At 41.8% G+C, this 18,717-nt stretch carries 12 protein-coding genes and 3 tRNA genes; all 15 read right to left on the bottom strand.

The genetic code is table 11. The features are described from left to right. Positions 1 to 344: 344 nt before the first annotated feature. Complete coding sequence (locus tag PGN18_RS15995; protein ID WP_335320596.1) at positions 345 to 2,726, bottom strand: glycoside hydrolase family 3 N-terminal domain-containing protein; 2,382 nt, start codon at positions 2,724 to 2,726, stop codon at positions 345 to 347. Positions 2,727 to 2,737: 11 nt separating this feature from the next. Further along, positions 2,738 to 3,808: a dipeptidase gene (locus tag PGN18_RS15990; protein WP_335320595.1), complete on the bottom strand. Its 1,071-nt coding sequence runs from the start codon at positions 3,806 to 3,808 to the stop codon at positions 2,738 to 2,740. 10 nt (positions 3,809 to 3,818) lie between these two features. After that, positions 3,819 to 4,934, bottom strand: coding sequence for a D-TA family PLP-dependent enzyme (locus PGN18_RS15985; RefSeq protein WP_335320594.1), 1,116 nt, complete (start codon positions 4,932 to 4,934; stop codon positions 3,819 to 3,821). A 1-nt stretch (position 4,935) separates the two neighbouring features. After that, positions 4,936 to 5,406, bottom strand: a complete 471-nt coding sequence (locus PGN18_RS15980) for a RidA family protein (RefSeq protein ID WP_335320593.1) — start codon at positions 5,404 to 5,406, stop codon at positions 4,936 to 4,938. Between the two features lie 18 nt (positions 5,407 to 5,424). Continuing rightward, positions 5,425 to 6,741 (bottom strand): gluconate:H+ symporter, encoded by a 1,317-nt coding sequence (locus PGN18_RS15975; protein ID WP_335320592.1) that lies wholly within the window; start codon positions 6,739 to 6,741, stop codon positions 5,425 to 5,427. After that, complete coding sequence (locus PGN18_RS15970; RefSeq protein ID WP_335320591.1) at positions 6,742 to 9,042, bottom strand: glycoside hydrolase family 20 protein; 2,301 nt, start codon at positions 9,040 to 9,042, stop codon at positions 6,742 to 6,744. An 18-nt stretch (positions 9,043 to 9,060) separates the two neighbouring features. Next, positions 9,061 to 10,695: an alpha-L-fucosidase gene (locus PGN18_RS15965; protein WP_335320589.1), complete on the bottom strand. Its 1,635-nt coding sequence runs from the start codon at positions 10,693 to 10,695 to the stop codon at positions 9,061 to 9,063. 62 nt (positions 10,696 to 10,757) lie between these two features. Continuing rightward, positions 10,758 to 12,290: a SusD/RagB family nutrient-binding outer membrane lipoprotein gene (locus tag PGN18_RS15960; RefSeq protein WP_335320587.1), complete on the bottom strand. Its 1,533-nt coding sequence runs from the start codon at positions 12,288 to 12,290 to the stop codon at positions 10,758 to 10,760. Between the two features lie 10 nt (positions 12,291 to 12,300). Beyond that, complete coding sequence (locus PGN18_RS15955; RefSeq protein ID WP_335320586.1) at positions 12,301 to 15,714, bottom strand: SusC/RagA family TonB-linked outer membrane protein; 3,414 nt, start codon at positions 15,712 to 15,714, stop codon at positions 12,301 to 12,303. Between the two features lie 87 nt (positions 15,715 to 15,801). Further along, positions 15,802 to 16,824, bottom strand: a complete 1,023-nt coding sequence (locus PGN18_RS15950) for a FecR family protein (RefSeq protein ID WP_335320585.1) — start codon at positions 16,822 to 16,824, stop codon at positions 15,802 to 15,804. Between the two features lie 68 nt (positions 16,825 to 16,892). Then, positions 16,893 to 17,519: an RNA polymerase sigma factor gene (locus tag PGN18_RS15945; protein WP_335320584.1), complete on the bottom strand. Its 627-nt coding sequence runs from the start codon at positions 17,517 to 17,519 to the stop codon at positions 16,893 to 16,895. A 153-nt stretch (positions 17,520 to 17,672) separates the two neighbouring features. Further along, a tRNA-Pro gene (locus tag PGN18_RS15940) sits at positions 17,673 to 17,746 on the bottom strand. A 57-nt stretch (positions 17,747 to 17,803) separates the two neighbouring features. Then, positions 17,804 to 17,877 (bottom strand) — tRNA-Pro (locus tag PGN18_RS15935). Positions 17,878 to 17,978: 101 nt separating this feature from the next. Beyond that, positions 17,979 to 18,065: transfer RNA gene (locus PGN18_RS15930), tRNA-Ser, on the bottom strand. 81 nt (positions 18,066 to 18,146) lie between these two features. Continuing rightward, positions 18,147 to 18,717 (bottom strand): HDIG domain-containing metalloprotein (locus tag PGN18_RS15925; protein ID WP_335320583.1); only part of this gene is annotated, 571 nt, incomplete at its 5' end.

Here is an 18,717-nt window from a genome sequence, read left to right as displayed (position 1 = left end):
AAAAAGTAATGAACTTGTTAGATAATAGTTAGTGCGGATTTAGTTGCGTGGTGCATGGTACAAAGATCTCTCCCCGTCTGTACGGGCGGGCACTTCGCGTTGCTCCGGTCGAAACGATTTTACATTGTGTCTTCCAATTGTATAAGTTAGTAGCTAGAAATCTACCCAGAAACCGTCACCCCTGAACTTCCGCCCGGCCGGTCGGACGGGTGTTTCATGATCTTTCTTGCAGGATGGATTTATCTACTACGCGCTGCTTCGCAAAGATGATAAATTAAGCCTGAACAATTACAGCATAATTGTACATTTATCATTTTTAAACCTCTTTTTATCAACCACTTTTTTTAGCGGGCATATTGGTGAATGATAAAATCTTTTTCTAGCTTTATATCATCTGATGAACTGCCCACCATTAAATGATAAGTTCCGGCTTCGACTTCCCATTGCATCTTTTGGTTATAAATTTCAAGATCTGATTGCTTTATACTGAAACTGATGGTTTTTTGTTCCCCGCCCTGCAAAGCCACCCTTTTAAACTTAATGAGCTGTTTAATCGGCATCACCACCGACGAATTTTTATGTTGCAGATAAAGTTGCACCACTTCCTCGCCATCTCTTGCCCCTGTATTTTTTAAATCAAATTTAACGTTCACCAATTTTTGCGCTGGATGATGCTCAATATGAAGATTGTGATAGGCAAAGGAAGTATAGCTTAACCCATATCCAAAAGCATATAAAGGTTTAGCATCCATTTCTATATAATCATGTTTCTCGGGATAGCGTGCATTGTAATAAACCGGTAACTGGCCAACAGATTTGGGAACCGAAATCGTTAATCTTCCTGCAGGATTATAATCGCCAAAGAGTACATCGGCAATCGCATTACCACCTTCCTGTCCCGGGTACCAGGCATCCAGAATGGCCGGAACATTTTCAGCAGCCCAGTTTAAGTTTAAAGGTCTTCCTTTTATCAATACCAGTACAACTGGTTTCCCTGTTTTCATTACTGCCTTCAGTAACTTCATCTGATCGCCCATTAAATCAAGCGTTGCGCGGTCATAGCCTTCACCACTTTCCATATCGCTAACTGCATTTGCGTTAACTTTGGCAGCACCAGTTTCAATGTACTCTGTTTTAAAATCCCTGGCGCTTGAGCCGCCTAATACCATCACAACAGCTTCAGATTTTTTGGCTGCCGCTACCGCATCATCAATCTCACTCGAGAGCGTATCGCGGATGGCACAACCTTTTGCATAATTGATTTTAGTTGTTTCACCCAGTTTATTTTTAATCCCCTGTAAAACCGTAATCACATTACCCGGCGCCTGTGGTGCAGTATAATCACCCAACTGGTTGTAAACATTATCGGCATTTGGACCTATAACTGCAATACTGGATAGTTTTTTACTCAAAGGAAGCAGCTGGTTCTGATTTTTCAATAAGATCACTGATTCACGGGCGACCTCACGTGCAAGACTAATTTTTTCGGCATTTCTCACTTTTTGCCTCGCTAAATGTGGATCGACATATGGATTTTCGAATAAACCCATTTGAAATTTTATACGAAGCACTTTACTCACAGCGGTGTCCAATACCTTTACATTAACTTTGCCTTGCTTGATGGCGTCAAGTAAAGCTTTTCCATAACCTACTCCACTCAAATCGGCGTCCAAACCAGCATTAATGGCCAATGCAGCTGCGTCGGCTGCTGTTTCGGCAACATGGTGGTTTGATTTTAATCCCGAAATGCTGTTCAAATCAGAAACGACAAAGCCTTTAAAACCCCAATTTTTAACCAATACATCCTTTAGCAACATTTCATTTGATGAGCAGGGAATGCCATCAATAGAATTGTATGAAGTCATTACTGATAAAACGCCTGCCTTAACCGCAGCCTTAAACTGTGGGAGGTAAAACTGATGTAAAGTGCGAAGTCCGATGTTAATACTGCTCCCGTTATGGCCACCCTCTGGTGCACCATAGGCAGCAAGGTGTTTTAATGTGGCTACAACGTTTACGCCGCTATTAATTTGTTTTCCCTGCATTCCCCTCACCATGGCTTCACCCATTCTGCTGATCAGTACATGGTCTTCACCATAGGTTTCTTCTACCCTCGACCACCTGGGTTCGCGTGCCAGGTCTAACACTGGTCCATAGCCAACATGTCCGCCCTGCACTCGGGTTTCCTCGGCAATTGCTTTAGCCATCCGCTCAATCAATTCAGGATTAAAAGTACTGCTCTGCCCTATTGAAGTTGGAAAAACGGTAGTACCGATAGCCATATGTCCATGCGGTGCTTCTTCAGAAAGTAATACCGGGATCCCCAAACGCGTATTTTCTATCGCATATTTTTGAATGGCATTCGTCGCTTTTGCAGCGAGTTCAGGATTCAGTCCGTTTGTCAGCGTCTTTTTGGTCCAGGGATCGGCGCGAAGTGTAGCCCATAACATGCCGGTACACGACTCTTTTAACGATTTTTTAAAGGCGTCACTCACTTCCACCTCGTTACCTTTTTTGCTGTACATGGGCCAGCCCAATGGCATGGAAATCTGCCCGACTTTTTCCTCCACCGTCATCCGTGAAAGCAAATCTTTGATCCGGCTTTCTATAGGTGCTTTTGCATTTTTATATAAAGGATGTTTGCTTTTGATTTGTGCGAAAACCGGGGTGTATAGCGTTGAAAATGCCAGACTCAGGCTTAAGGCCATTTGTACTTTTTTATTCATATCTATTTAAATTAGGCCCAGGCCTTCCTTAAAAAACGTAACCAGTTACCGTGCATCAGGTTTTCGACATCTGCATGGGTGTATCCCCTTTTTCTAAATAAGTCAGGTACTTTCTGTAAATCGGCAATGGTTTCCAGATCGTAAGGGCATTGTTCTTTGCCAAAGGCGCCATCCAGATCTGAACCTATGCCTACGTGTAATGCATTGCCCGCAAGCTGACAGATATGGTCAATATGATCGATCATCACCTCCAGGTTGCAGTTCATCGCCTTTGGTTGCGAAATGCCACGTTGCCAATTGGGGACCATCATCCAGGCATCGAGTGCTGCACCAATTACTGCACCGCGATCAATGAGTGCTTTAATCTGCTCATCGCTATATTGGCGGTTATCGTTTACCAAACTACGGCAGTTGTTGTGCGAAGCCCAGATATGTCCGTTAAACCGGCCTAAGGCATCCCAGAAACTATCATCGCATAAATGCGTAGCATCTAAAATTACGTTTAACCGTTCCATTTCCTTTAACAATTGATGCCCCAATGCAGTCATTTTACCTGTAGCATCCGTTCCCTGTGCATACCTGCCAGGGCCATAATGTGCAGGGCCCACTGCACGTAAACCGTTTTGCCATGCCCGTTCCAGATACTGAGGCGTAATAAATGAATCTGCTCCTTCCAAACTGAGGATATAACCTATTGGCTTTTCGCTTGCAGGCTGATCATTTTGCCATAAAGTAATTTGTTTTTCCAGCGTTTCGAGATTATGAACCTGGAACATTTCACCGGCATCTTCCATGGCTTTATACCAGGCTAACTGTCCCTGAGTTTGCGCCCAGGCTTGTTGCGCAGAATGCCAGCCAGGCAAATGATTATCGGGTGCCACATATCTCGCAATCTGTGTAGCCACTACCAAACCAATATCTCCCTTACGCAACTCTGGCAGCGATACGGTAGCCAGGGCCCGATCCGGTTTATCGGTCAATCCCTGCTCACGCTGATTAATGGCTGAAACCTCTCGTGTTAAATCGCGGTTCCATTCCAAAGCATTCATGCTTAAATCCAAATGGGCATCTATCGTAAACATGTTTATTTTATTAAATGGAAATTTTTCTTTTTCGGGAAATGACCTCCCAGTACTCCAGAGATTGATCTACCTTTAGGCAAATGGCTTTCTCATGAAGGGCAACAGTCGGACAAACATGATAAGGTAATCCGTAGAGCATATCGCCAGGCAAATAGGTTTCAGGTGTATTGTTGCGCAATACCAAATGTTCTTCACTCTGGCTTTGAACTTCTAGAAACGGTGCATTGATAAAAAACACCCGGTTTTTAAGCTCCTTTTCAGCCGCCACGGCTTTATGACCAAGGTCGGTACAGATCCAGCCATCATCGGGAAGGGAAACCACCCTACTGGCTACCAAAGCGGCAGGATAAAATGGTTGCTCAGCATAAGCATCCTGATAACCCTTGTCCCACAGGATAAAAGTACCTGGACTACATTCAAAATCAGTTTGTGATGCGTATATAGGAAATGTGGGTGTACCGCCTGCAACAATATTAATGTCGTTCCCCAAATATGCTTCAAGTTTCTCGCGCAAATCAGACAGCTGTTTAATCACAACTGCCGATTTCTCTTTTCTTACCTCTATGGCTCCATCATGAATATGGCCATCATAGGCATGTAAACCTTTAACCTTTAAACTGATAAAACGCTGGAGGCTTTCTATTAATGCGAAAGCCTGTTCTGGCAATATGCCGGTTCTGTTCATGCCTACATTCAAATCGATGTAAACATCCACTTCAGTCTGCTCTTCTATGGCCATTGCCGAAAGCTGTTCGGCTATTTTGAGGTGATCCACCAGACAGCTAAAAACCGTATCAGGATATTTACTTTTGAGTTTGAAAAATCGGTTGATATTTTCAGCCACGGGTTGATAAGCCAGCAAAACATCTGGTGCCTTGTCCATTGCCAGCATTTCTGCCTCGGCAATGGTAGCACATTTAAATTTTTTGATGCCTGCTGATATTAGCAGCCTGGTAATTTCCCTGCACTTATAGGTTTTTACATGAGGCCGTAACCTTTCTACACAATCAATCATACTTTTCAGTAGATTGATATTCGCCTTTAAACGTTCCTCATAAAAGATAAGGGATGGCGTTTCTATATGCGCTTCATCAGGTAACAGGTACCAGGCTTGCTCTTGCTTCATCTTAAAACAGTTCAAATAATGCCTCAATCTCAACCGGGATATTATCAGGCAATGAGCCAAAACCAACTGCACTGCGTACACCAATGCCGTTTTCTTCACCCCATACCTTAGCAAAAAGTTCGCTACATCCGTTGATAATGAAAGGGTGTTTTTCAAACTCAGGGGTACAGTTTACCATGCCCAATACTTTAATTACGCGTTTAACTTTGTTTAAACTGCCTAAATTAGCTTTAATGGTAGATAACATGGTTAAACCTACCTGCAACGCGGCAAGTTTGCCTTCTTCCTGGTTGAGATCTGATCCGATACGGCCAATGATAAGTGATTTATCATCCTGTACTGGTCCGTGACCGCTCAGATAAAGATATTTTCCATCAACCAGGCAAGGTTTATACACGCCGAGTGGTGCTGGTGCAGGTGGCAGGTTCAGTTTTAGTTGTGAGAAGCGTTCGTCGGGAGTTAAATTTTCCATTTTATATATGTGTTATAATTATGCGATGATTATATGAAGCAAAAGTATTCCAAGCAGACCAACAATGCCAACTATTGACTCCATTAATGCCCATGATTTAAAAGTATCTTTCAAACTTAAGCCAAAATATTCCTTAAACATCCAGAATCCGGCATCGTTAACGTGTGAAAACATAAGGCTTCCCGCACCTACTGCCAATACCATGAGGTTTGGGTTGGTATGTGTTTGTTGCATCAACGGTACAATAATACCTGCTGTGGTTAAGCCTGCAACCGTGGCAGACCCCACACAAAAGCGAATGACAGCCGCAATTAACCAGGCCAGAAATAATGGCTCCAGCGCAACATGCTGCAAATAAGCTGCAATCTGATTACTTACACCACTCTCGGTTAACACCTGTTTTAAGGCACCGGATCCGGCAATAATCAATAAAATTAATGCAATATCTTTTACCGCATCAGTATAAATTCCCATAATTGTGGTAATCTTTTTTCCCTGTGACAAACCTAATAACCAGGTAGCTGCGATCAATACGATCAACATTACCACAGACGGGTGGCCGGCAAATAAAATATATGGTAAAATGGCTGAATCCGGGTTCAGTAAGAGTGGAAAGAAAGATGCAGCAGCCAGTAATATCACCGGAAGTAATGCGGTGAAAAAGCTTGTAAAGCCACTGGGCAGATCCTGGTCAGCGCGTTCAACAGCATTAAAAGAAGCAATGGGTACTGCGGTAATATTTTTTAAAGTCCGCGAAAAAATGGGACCACCGATCACGATTGCCGGAATAGAAACGGCCAGACCATATAACAAAGTTAAACCCATATCTGCCTTAAACTGTACCACCAAAGCTGCCGGCGATGGATGCGGGGGTAGAAAACCATGCGTAACCGATAATGCCGCCAGCATGGGCAAGCCGATATACAAAGCAGGTAATTTATAACGGTACACCACCGAAAAGATCAGTGGTACCATCAATACAAAACCAATACCATAGTAAAGCGGGATACCGATCAAAAATCCGGTAAGTACCATAGCCCATTGAATATACTTCTGTCCGAACACCTGCATACTTACCTGAGCAATCTTCTGTGCAGCACCACTTTCGGCCACCAGTTTACCCAACATGGCACCTGCGGTGATGATGACCGCCAAGGAACCCAGTACGTCGCCCATCCCTTTTTCAATACTGGCCGGGATTTTTGCCGGAGGCAGACCCAGCGCCAGACCGGCAACAAATGATACCAGTAAAAATGAGATAAAAGCATTGATCTTAAATACCGAGATCAGTACGATTAATAGTGCGATGCAAAGCAGAACAATGAGTATAGTCATTTAATTTACAATAATTTCATCCAACATTAGCCAGGCTTTTGTTCCGGCACCATAAAAACCATCTGGAATGACTCCAATATTACTGGCTTTGATGCGTACATACCGGGCCTTAGTCGGCATAATTTTATGCAGGGCCGTATTAATGCCTTCTACATTAAAAACGGTTTGCCTCGATACCTCCTTGTAAATCTGCTGATCAGTTGAGACCTCTAATAAAAGCAATTTTGGCGGATGCATTTTCTGCCACTGATAATTCAGGGTATTAATGCTTATCTCACGTATGGTTTTTTTTTCGCCTAAATCAACCACGGCTTCAAAATCTTCTCCGCTAAGCCCAAGCCATTCGCCATTATTGTATAAGTATGAACCCTGAATACCATTGCTTAAGCGTTGAGCATCGATATTATAATTGCCCTGTCCGCTATGGATAAGCGTTACTTTTTTACCTATTGCCATACTTTTAACGATCTCCTGTTCAAACATTTTGCCTACAGGTTTACCAGATATAAAAAGCTGGGCTTTTAAGGTTGCAGATTGCGTAATGCGAATCGGGCTGGAATACTTCACACTACTCAAACCCGGTTTTTCACCATTTAACGTATAACGGATTTCGGCATTTGGCAAATCAGCCCGCAATGCAAAAGCTCTTGCGTCATTCACGCTTTCGCCTGTGATGTCGTAAAAAGCGGTCGAATAAGTAAGGTGTTTCAAAAAACGCTTATTTGCCAGCAAACGTGCAAGAAAATCAGTATAATGTTTATTTCCTTTAAGCGACCATGCGGTTTCTGCAAGGGCAATTACCCGCGGAAAGATCATGTACTCCGCTTTAGCTGCATCGCTCAGGTATTCACTCCAAACGTTTGCCTGAATACCTTTAATATATTGTTGTTCTTCTGCATTCAGTTCAGCTGGCATAGGTTCATACTCATACACCTTTTTTAGTGGCAAGTAGCCGCCCGCAGCGGTTTGCTCCGTTTTATTGAGCGATTGATAGTAGTCCAAATAGAGAAACTTTTCAGGTGTCATAATCACATCATGTTTCTGTTTGGCTGCAGCAATGCCGCCTTCCAAACCCCGCCAGCTCATTACGGTTGCATCGGGCGCCAGGCCACCTTCTAAAATCTCATCCCAGCCAATAATCTTTTTACCCTTTGCATTCAGGTAGCGCTCCATCCGGGCAATAAAATACGACTGTAGTTCGTGCTCGTCTTTCAGGTGTTCTGCTTTAATTCTTTTCTGGCATTTGGGGCAGTCGTGCCAGCGGGTTTTCGGACATTCATCGCCTCCAATGTGAATATAGGCTGAAGGAAACAATGGAATCACCTCATCCAGCACACCTTCAAGAAATCGAAAGGTATCTTCATTGCCTGCACAGAAGACATCATCAAAAACACCCCAATAGGTTGCAGTTTGGTAAGGTCCGCCAGTACAACCCAGGTTAGGATAAGCCGCCAATACCGCTTGTGCATGTCCAGGCATTTCAATTTCCGGAATTGTGGTAATCTGGCGGGCACTGGCATAAGCCACAATGTCTTTTACTTCTTCCTGCGTGTAGTAACCACCATATCTTTTACCATCAAAACGGTGCGGATCAGTTCTTTTGTGCCCGATAAGTGTTTCATTCCGGTATGCAGAAATGCTTTGCAAAAGCGGATATTTTTTAACCTCTATCCGCCAACCCTGATCGTCGGTTAAATGCCAGTGAAAAGTGTTGATTTTGTAAAAAGCCAGTACATCAAGCCATTTTTTTATCGATTGAACGCTAAATAAATGTCGGGCTACATCCAGGTGCGTACCCCGGTAAGCAAAACGCGGCTCATCTTGAATGTGGTACGCTGGCACCATAATTTCTTCGCCGTTCTTCCTGATGAGTTGCACGAGCGACTGTAAACCATAAAACAGTCCTTTTTCATCAATAGCTTTAATGGTCATGTTTTGTCGAGAAACATCAAGAATGTAGCCTTCGGATTTTAAATTCAGTCGGGCATCAACAATCAGATTGATCCCTTTGGGCGCTGGCTTATGGCTTCGCAACAGTGTAAAACCAGATAAATCTTTAAGGTACTGATCAAAGAATGTAGTGCTTAAATGGTCAGAACTTGAAATATGCAATCTGGTCGTCTTTTGTATCATGAAACTTCCCGAATGTTTTATTTCAACGACAGGCCTGGGAATAATGCCTGATCCGATATAACCCTGTGCGAATACCTCAACTGCCATCAGCTGAACCAACAGTGCAGAAAGTAAAGCGAACCATTTTACGCGATCAAATCGTAACTGATCCGGGAGAAACTTTTTCATAAAACCTTTTACTAACACCTAAGGTAAGGTTAAAACTTTATTTTCTCCTTCTACAATTACATTTTGCTGTTCTACAACGGCTTTATACTCATAAGCACCTTTAGGTAATTTTACCACGCTGCTGAAAGTTCCATCAGGCTTAATATTTACCCAAGGACTCATTTTCCATGCCCCTGCGTAAAGTGTTTCTACCTGGCCCAGGTATGGGCGATAGTAAAACCTTGCCCGTTGAGGTTTAATTTTAGCATAATTAAGTGCCTTACCATTTAGCTTGGCAACAGCAGCAGCTAATTCAAAATCACCGCTCTGAACCATAGCCGCCTCGGCAAATACCGGCTCCACATGTTCAAGTTTAATGACCACAGGATTTGGCCAGCGGTGATCGTCGTAAATACGCTGTGCCTTGACTACTGAAAGTTCCAGCCCATTTGCAGTCTGTTTAAATTTCGATGATACATCCAGATCAGGCTTGTATTCAATAATCTGGCTGTTTTGCCCAAGCACGCTGATTTTCGTATTTGCGGTGGCCCTCGCAGATTTTAAAAGAAAAGTCCTGCGCTCCCCCTCTTTCCAGGTTTTGGCATCCATCACCATAGCAAACAAAGTTCCCGGTGCTTTTTGGGTAAAGTAGATATTTTGTTCTTTACTTACCACCCAGCTGCGCACACTGTCCATGGCCTCATGGTTAATAAAATACCAGGCCCCTATTTCACGTAAACGGTCTTCCTGTTCATTTGGCAATGTGCCATTTGCCTTTGGTCCAACATTGAGCAACAATGAACCGCCTTTCGAACGGGCCTCGATCAATAATTCGATTAATTGTGAACCAGACTTATAACGCTCATTTGTAGGCTGGTACTGCCAGGCTGTGCCAATCGTTATCGGCGATAACCAAGGCTGCGTAATTTTAGCTCCCGGTAAAGTTTGTTCAGGGGTTAAAATTGCACCACGGGTAATCAAAATGTTTGGCTGCATTTTCCATGCGGTTTCTTTAACGGTTTCTTTCGGGTCGCCATCAATAAACAATACATCGATCTTACCATAATTCTGCATCAGTTCTTCCGTTTGTTTACGGTTATATGCTGCATATTCCTTTTTGGTCGCTTCATCCAGGTTGGTGATATTTCTGCTGATGGGAATTTTGTGTTTATAAAGAAAATTGAAGTCTTCCGGAGAAAAATAAAAGCCTACATCCAGTCCTGCCTCCCTTGTAGCTTTTACAAACTCTTTCAGCAGGTCTTTTTTATATGGGGTATTGGTAATTTTAAAGTCTGTAGTTTTGGTATCCCAGAAACAAAATCCGGCGTGGTGCTTAGTGGTAAACACAATGTATTTCATGCCAGCCAGTTTGGCCAGTTCGGCGATTTCTTTAGGATTAAAAGCGGACGGATCGAATGTTTTAGGTAGCTCACTAAAATAACGGCCGGTGTAATCAGCAGAAGCGCCAACCAAAGAGTGGCTGATCACTACACCCAGCTGTGCATCCACATTAAAATGAATAAATAAACCCGCCCCGGTGTTGCGTAACCATTCCTCGCGTTCTGAATTGTTTAAATTATAATTACTTGAAGTTTCATCTTCCACTACATCATTGCGCTGGGCGGAAACTGTACCTGTAAAAAGCAAGCAAACCAATAGTATTCGGTATATCATTATTCGGATCATTTAAATCATCCGGCAAAGTTTTGAACACCTTGCCGGACGTCATTAATATATTATAATTTATCCCACCAGATGCGGGTCATGAAATCATCAGCTCCCTGACGGGCGATAGCCGCATCAAGCGATGCGCGGTTTAAATTCTGTTCGGAAAGTGGATATAACATTCTTCTGAAAATCCTTCCTCCAGTAGCATTGCCTACATAATTAACAGGTACCAAAGCCGGATAACCTGTTCTTCGGTAACTGGCAAATGCTTCCTGCGCATCAGGAAATGCTGCTAACCAATATTCGGTATAAATCTGCTGCATTTTGGCTTCAAACGTTCCAGTCGTATTGAAAGGATGGTATTTAATATAGGTATTGATCTGCAAATCGCTGATGATACCATCGGCGGGAGCGATGATTGCCCATTGCTTCATGGCGCTACGGATCCCCGATTCGTAAAGTGTAGCCGCAGTACTGCCAGTGTACCAGCCACGTAAAACGGCTTCAGCCAAAAGAAAATTGGTTTCAGCTGTCGTGTAAATGAGCTTTGCTCCACCCTGGGCCAGCACTGTTTTCTGATTGGGTTCTGAATAGGTTACAAAATCTGCCGGTTTTGCACTTAACGTAGCAGGCATTCCTTTCTGGACCGCCATGGAAGTATCGGCAGCTCCATTTACATACACCGCAGATAGAATCCCTAAACGCGGATCCTTATTGTTTTTCATGTAGGTGATGAAAGTATTCTGGTATTTTCCGCCCTCGGGATTGCTGTTGCCATCAGCCTTGATATAATCGCTATTATATAAACTTAAGGCAATGGGATTTTTATTGATATCCTGACCAGCACTCATGTAAGTGATTTTAGCAATGTCGGCATCATCTGTAATTATCCCGCCGGTTATTGCCTTTTTCACCCAGGTTTCAGCTAATGTGGCATCAACCTTAGTTAAACGCATGCCCAGACGGAGCATTAAGGAGTAAGCAAATTTTTTCCATTTAACGGTATTACCGGCATAAATCAAATCAGCCTGACCAAAGGTTGCTTTAGCAGCATTTAAACTTAATGCAGATTCTTCCAGTTCCTTAAGCATATCTAAATAGATGCTTCGCTGTGCATCGTAGGCGGGTTTATAGTTCGAATTGGTGTAACCCTGGGCAGCTTCGGTATATGGAATATCGCCGTATAAATCGGTAATGCGACTAAAGCAGTAAGCTCTCCAGATTCTTGCCGAGGCTAGTAAATTCACCTGTTCAGGATCATTTTTCACTGCATTGATCACCAGTGCCAACTCATTAATTTCCTGATAATAAGCGTTGCTAAATTGTGCCATGGACTGTTGATTTTGACTCGAAACATATTTCGATCCGAAACCTGCCACATCATTAAAACTAGTGGTATACTGCATGGTACCCAATAAAAGGTTAAGGTTATTTTTGGCACCATCGTATTGCGCTTTAGTGAAAACATAAGCAGGCTGAATGGTGGTTGAAGATTCCGGATCAGTATTAATCTCCTTAAAATCTTTTGTACATGAAGCTAAAAGTGTGCTGATTAAGGCAACGCAAACAGCTGATTTATATTTATTTATTGACTTTTTCATCTTTCAAGAGTTAAAATTTAACCATTAGGTTTAAACCGAAAGTACGTGTACGTGGCAATCCGATTGATTCGAAACCCTGGGCATTACCGTTTGTAAAACTCGATTCCGGGTCGAAATTATCGGTCTTTTTATAAAAGGTTAAGATATTACGGGCAACAAACGAGATACTGGCCGACTGTATTTTAAGGAAATCAAGTTTCTTAACCGGAATATTATACGATAAGATGGCTTGACGCAATTTGATAAAGCCGCCATCGTGCACAAATAATTCTGAGTAATTACGCATATCGTTATAATAAGCACGCAGATCACTTACAGGAATTAAAGCTGAGTATGGATTTCCTGCCTGGTCTACGCCCGAAATGGTCAATCCATTTTCACGTCCGGGTAAGGTACTCTTTAATAATCCCAAACGGGTAGCATAAACTTCTTTAATAGAAAATACCTTATTTCCGAATTTACCATCGATCAGGAAATTCAGGTTAAAATTACCAAACCTAAAATCCTGGCTTAAACCCATCGTTAGTGGCGCAACACCATCACCAAGTTCTTGCAAACCTGTGGCTACCGGGCGTTTGGTTGTCGAATTATAAACAATCTGACCTGCTTCGTTCCTTAGCATGCGCGTTCCCACAATGGTTCCATAAGAACTGCCAACAGTTTGGTTAATGTAGCCCCAGTTGCCTACTGAACGTGCCATCTCAAAAGTTGTGGTTCCATCTACCAGTTTCAATACTTCACTTTTGTTGTATGCCACATTATAACTGATATTCCAGCCAAATTTATTGCCCTGAACCGGCGCGCCTGTTAAAAGGAACTCTATCCCTTTGTTGCTCAATTCACCCACGTTTAATACCGCATTGTTATACCCTGAAGTGGATGAAATGGCTGCGTTTAGGATATCGTTTGTTGTTTTGCGACTGTAAGCCGTAAAATCTAATCCCAAACGTCCCTTAAACATTTTTAGTTCTACACCGGTCTCGTAAGTGGTAGAGGTATAAGGTTTCAGATTTGGGTTGGTAATGTCATTCGTAGTCACATTTTGAAGCGGCTGACCGGAACTCGGTATATTACTATAACTTAAATTAATTTTATAAGGATCGGCAGCACCGCCACCCACTTCAGCCCATGATGCACGGACTCTTAAAATATCAATGGATGATGGCAGCTTAAAGGCATCAGATACGACAAAACTACCGCCAACACTTTGGTATAATATGCTGTTATTATCTGGACTTAAGGTAGAAAACCAGTCGTTACGTGCAGTATAGGTTAAAAATAGTATGCTTTTGTAGTCTACATCGGCAGATCCGAATACTGAATTGGTCCTGATTCTTTGATAGGTAGGAATCGTGCTCGAAGTGGCCAGGTTTTTATAGCTGTAAAAGAATGGAATGGTAAAAGTATTTCCATCCATGTTTAACTGCTTGTTTTCAAACCGGCGGCTGTTAGCTCCTCCCAAAATCGAAATGCCAATTTTATCGGCGATGCGGTTTTTGTAATTTCCGGTAAGGAGTGAATTTGTTTCAGAAACATCTGATTTGATGCCCGAATATTGTCCTTTAGGAATATAAATATCTCCCGTAGGCAAAATATTGACGTAGTTATAGTTGTAGAAATCACGACTGATTACCCCTTTTAATTGAAAATTCTTCACAATATCATAAGTAATAGAACCCTGACCGATGAACCTGTTTTTTACATCATTTTGCTGGTATTTATTGATCACAAAATAACCGTTTGTGGCAATACCCGCATCATTCCATGGTGTTTGGTTGCCGGCGGCATCATAACCCGGGGCTAGCCAACGTACATCAACCGTATTGGCCACTTCGTAAGGTGTCCAGTTTGGATTACCCAATGCATCACCAGCCAGCGTTCTTCCAAAACCTTTCTCCAGGTTGTATTGCGCCAAACCTTCTACCTTTATCTTGTCAGTAATTTTTGCGTTAATGTTTAAATTAGCGGTCTGTCTTTTAAACTTAGTACTTGAAATAATTCCTTTACTATCCAGATCGGACAAGGATAAACGGTAAATTATACCATCTGTACCACCCGAAAATGCAATGGTATTGGTAAAGTTTGTTCCCGTAGAATAAAAGTTTTTAATATTATCTTTCACCGCGCTGTATGGATGCGTCAATCCATCTGCGGCCACATAATCAGAGCCATCTATCTTCGCCCCGAAGGATAAACGACCAGTGGCTATCGCATCATTCTTTGTCATAGGCTTAACGCCACCCAGCCCCTGTCCGTATTCATACTGATAATCATTATCATTAATGGCATTCTCGATCGTAAAGGTAGTGTTATACTCCACTCCAATACCTTTTTGTTTAACGCCCTTTTTAGTCGTAATTAAAATTACACCATTACTGGCTCGCGAACCATACAGTGCGGCAGCAGTACCACCCTTTAAAACGGTAATACTTTCAATATCATCAGGATTGATACTTGAAATCCCATCGCCCCTGTCCACATTGTTGGCCAGCCCGTTGGTAGTTGCAGCACCACCGGGCACACTGTTATCAATGGGCATTCCATTCACTACATAAAGCGGCTGGTTATTGCCATTAAATGAGCCATTACCCCGGATGATTACGCGGCTGGAACCACCGGGACCGGTAGATAAGCCTGTTGCATTAACCCCTGCAATTTTACCTGTCAAAGCGTTAGCTACGTTATTTTCGCGGGCCTGGGTAAATTCAGATCCTTTTACTTCGGTAACCGCGTAGCCCAAGGCTTTGCTATCACGTTTGATACCAAGGGCAGTTACCACTACATCGTTTAAGCTGCTGGCGCTTTCTTTTAGTTTTACGCTTAACGGTGTTTTAAAATCATTGACAGGAAGTTCAAGTGTTTCATAACCTACAGATGCAATGCTTAAAATGATGGGTTTTCCAACCAGTTCGTTTGGAATGGTAATGCTAAATTGTCCCTGTGCATCGGTTGAAGCACCAGTTTTGGTCCCTTTGATGTATACCGTAGCACCAATTAACGGCAGGTTATCACTTGCTGAAAAAATGGTTCCCTTAATTACATCAGCCGCATTTGCCATTCTCGCATTAACAATGACATATTGCGACTCGCTGATCTTATTAAAATCCAATGCAGAACCATCTAAAGCAAATGTTAAAGCTGTTTTAGCATCACCAAATGCCATCAGCTGTGTTTCAGTCAGGCTGCTATTTTTATTTTCCAGAATGCCTGCTTTATAAGCTATTTTAATATCAAACCTGGTTTTTATCAGTTGTAAGGCGATTTTAAGCGATAGTTTATCATCATTAAGGCTTTGCGCTTTTATGCCATTTACATGTGCCACATTGCGGGCCAGGAGCTGGGCGGAACAAAATAATGTGCACGCACAGAGCATCAAAGTAAGACAGCTGTGTCCAGCTACCCTACTAAGGTAGAGTATTCTCATAATCCTGTTTAGTTTAGTTGTTGTTGGTTAATGGTTGTTGGTTAATTATAGCTAAGATTAGATTCAAGCGCTTAAATCTTTTCCAAACTATTTGGTTATGATTATTTTCTTATTGTTTGTTTTAATATTCAGGTGTAAGGTGGTAGATAAAATCTGCAGTAGTTCTTTAACGCTTTCAACATTAATTTCACCTTCAACGCTGAGATCGATGAGCTTTTTATCACTTAACAGCACTTCATAGCCCAGGTCATCTTGTAATACACTGATCATCTCTTCCAGACTGGCATCTTGAAATACAAGTTGACGGTTGATCCATGCGGTTAAATGTTTTGGATTAATCATTTTCTGATGAACCAGATTACTTTCCTCTGCATGCTTCACCAAATCACCGGGCTTCATTACAAATTGCATCCGCTTTTTATTTACATCATCATAATCCACCCTGACTTTACCGGTTAATAAACCTATACTGGTTTTTTCATGCCTGCTTTTTACATTGAAGGTGGTTCCTAATACTTCAATGTTCATATCTCCGCAATGCACTATAAATTTTTCAGCCGGCTGGATGTGATTCGTATCGATGTTAAGGTGCTTCACTTTAAATAAAGCTTCACCATCAATCCACACTTCCCTTGGTCCTTCATTAAAATTGGCAGCGTAACTGATTTTCGAATTTCCATTGAGCGTAACTTCCGATCCATCTGGCAGGGTGATGGTTTTGATCATGCCATAATCAGTTTCAACCGCATCTTTATTCCACAGCGTGAAATAAAGTACAACCGATAAAATGACCACAGCGAAAACTGCTGCAACCCTGAATAACGGTGAAAAAGAAAATTGTTTGATTTTTGGCTCCTTTGCTGCTATACTGCCTGAAATTTTTTCGAAAAGCAATTGCTGTGCATCCTCATTACTGAAAACTTTTTGCTGGCGGTAAGCGGAAATGGTATCGAAAGCCGCAATGGCGACTTTACTTTTATGTGGATGTGCCGTTATAAATTTTTCCCAAGCCAATACATCAGAATCATTTTGCTCTATAACAAATGCCAGAAAAGCATCATCGTTCAGCAAATCTTCAAAAGTGTAATGTGTATATTTAGAAAAATCCATATCAGCAAATTATATAATCCCTATATACATGGACCTGCGTGAATTATCCCTTCATTTTCGAAAAAAATTTAATTTATTTCCAAAAGTGCTCTTTTTGACCCGATAATAGCCAACATCATCATTAAATCAACCAGCTTAACCCGCTCCTGAAGTTTACCTATGGCCTTATAAAGCAGTTTGTAGGTAGAAGTAACATTCAGGTTCATAATATCCGCAGCCTCTTCATAACTTAAACCCTCATAAAACCTCAAGTAGATAATTTCCTGCTGCCTGGCAGAAAGGGTTTGGATAACATCTTTTAACTTACGCTGAAGTGCTCTTTTGGACTCATCTTCCATAAAAACGGTATCGAATGATACTTCGAAATTAAAGGGATAATCTTCAGGGGAATCTATCTTTACAAAACGTTGCTGAGATTCCATTTTCCTAAACAATAAGTTCCGCAATGATTTATAGAGGTAGTTTTTTACCGAAATAGGGTTACCTAACTGTTCGCGTTTGGCCCATAAATTTACAAATAAATCGTGTACTGCATCCTCAATCAGGCTCACATCCCTGGTAAATTTGTACCCGTAATTATTAAGCGCCTTAAAATGAATATTGTACAATTGCCTGTAGGCATTCCAATCCCCGATTTTAAAGGAATTCCATTCAGACGCACTGGTTTCATGAAGTTGAACCTTTTTTAATGGCATAGGGATAATTCGTTTTACTAACTTAGTAAAATTAAGCTACGAAAGGAATTTATTGAGAAATTCTGGATGAAATTTTATCGTTTTTTAGGGGGAAATATGATTGAAAACAAAAAAGCCTTTAGATCGTAAGATTTAAAGGCTTTTTGTTTTGTGTCGGGATGGCAGGATTCGAACCTACGACCTCCACATCCCAAATGTGGCGCGATACCGGGCTACGCTACATCCCGAACATTGGTATCGATCTTTTTTTTTAATCCTGTTGTAAAGTGGATTGAACTTTCTAGTCGGGATGGCAGGATTCGAACCTACGACCTCCACATCCCAAATGTGGCGCGATACCGGGCTACGCTACATCCCGAACTTTGGTATCGATCTTTTTTTTACCTTATTTCTAAGGGATGGCAAAGATATGGATTTTATTGGGTTTTTCCATTTATTTACCATTTTTTTTTATTTCAGCGGTGAGGGCGGGATTCGAACCCGCGGTACCGTTACCAGTACGACAGTTTAGCAAACTGTTCCTTTCGGCCTCTCAGGCACCTCACCTTCTAACCTCCTTTTTTCGCCCTACCGGCGTTGTTTTGAGGTCTGCAAATATAGTAAAACAAGTTATCGAACAAAAAAAAATTATAAATTTTGTTGATAATCTATGCGTACATGATAGATACTCATCAGCATTGTCTTGAATATCAATTTGATAGTCTCTATATCTTTTAACGTCAAATCGCAGTCATCTAATTGATTTTGCTCTAATTTGTAGTTAATGATGCGTTCAACAATATCATTTATGTTCTGCGCATCGGGATTTTTCAGACTTCTTGAGGCCGCTTCGACAGAATCTGCAAGCATCAACACCCCGGTTTCTTTGCTAAAAGGGATAGGTCCCGGGTAGCGGAAGATGTTTTCGTCAACAAATTTTTCAGGCGTATTTTTCAAAAACGATTGATAAAAATAATCCACCCTGGTATTTCCGTGGTGTGTTCTGATAAAATCGATAATGGCTTCAGGAATCTGGTTCTTTCTTAAAATTTCAATTCCCTTATGCACATGCTGAATGATAATCTGTGCACTTTGCTCATAAGGCAACTTATCATGCGGGCTTACAGCGGTATTCTGGTTTTCAATAAAATACTGTGGATTGTCTACCTTACCAATATCATGGTACAAGGCGCCTGCCCTAACCAGTACGGAATTACCA

The sequence above is a fragment of the Pedobacter terrae genome, from assembly GCF_036946585.1.
GTDB lineage: Bacteria > Bacteroidota > Bacteroidia > Sphingobacteriales > Sphingobacteriaceae > Pedobacter > Pedobacter terrae_C.
Note: the sequence above shows the minus strand (reverse complement) of the source record. Positions and strands in the feature narration are given on the sequence as shown.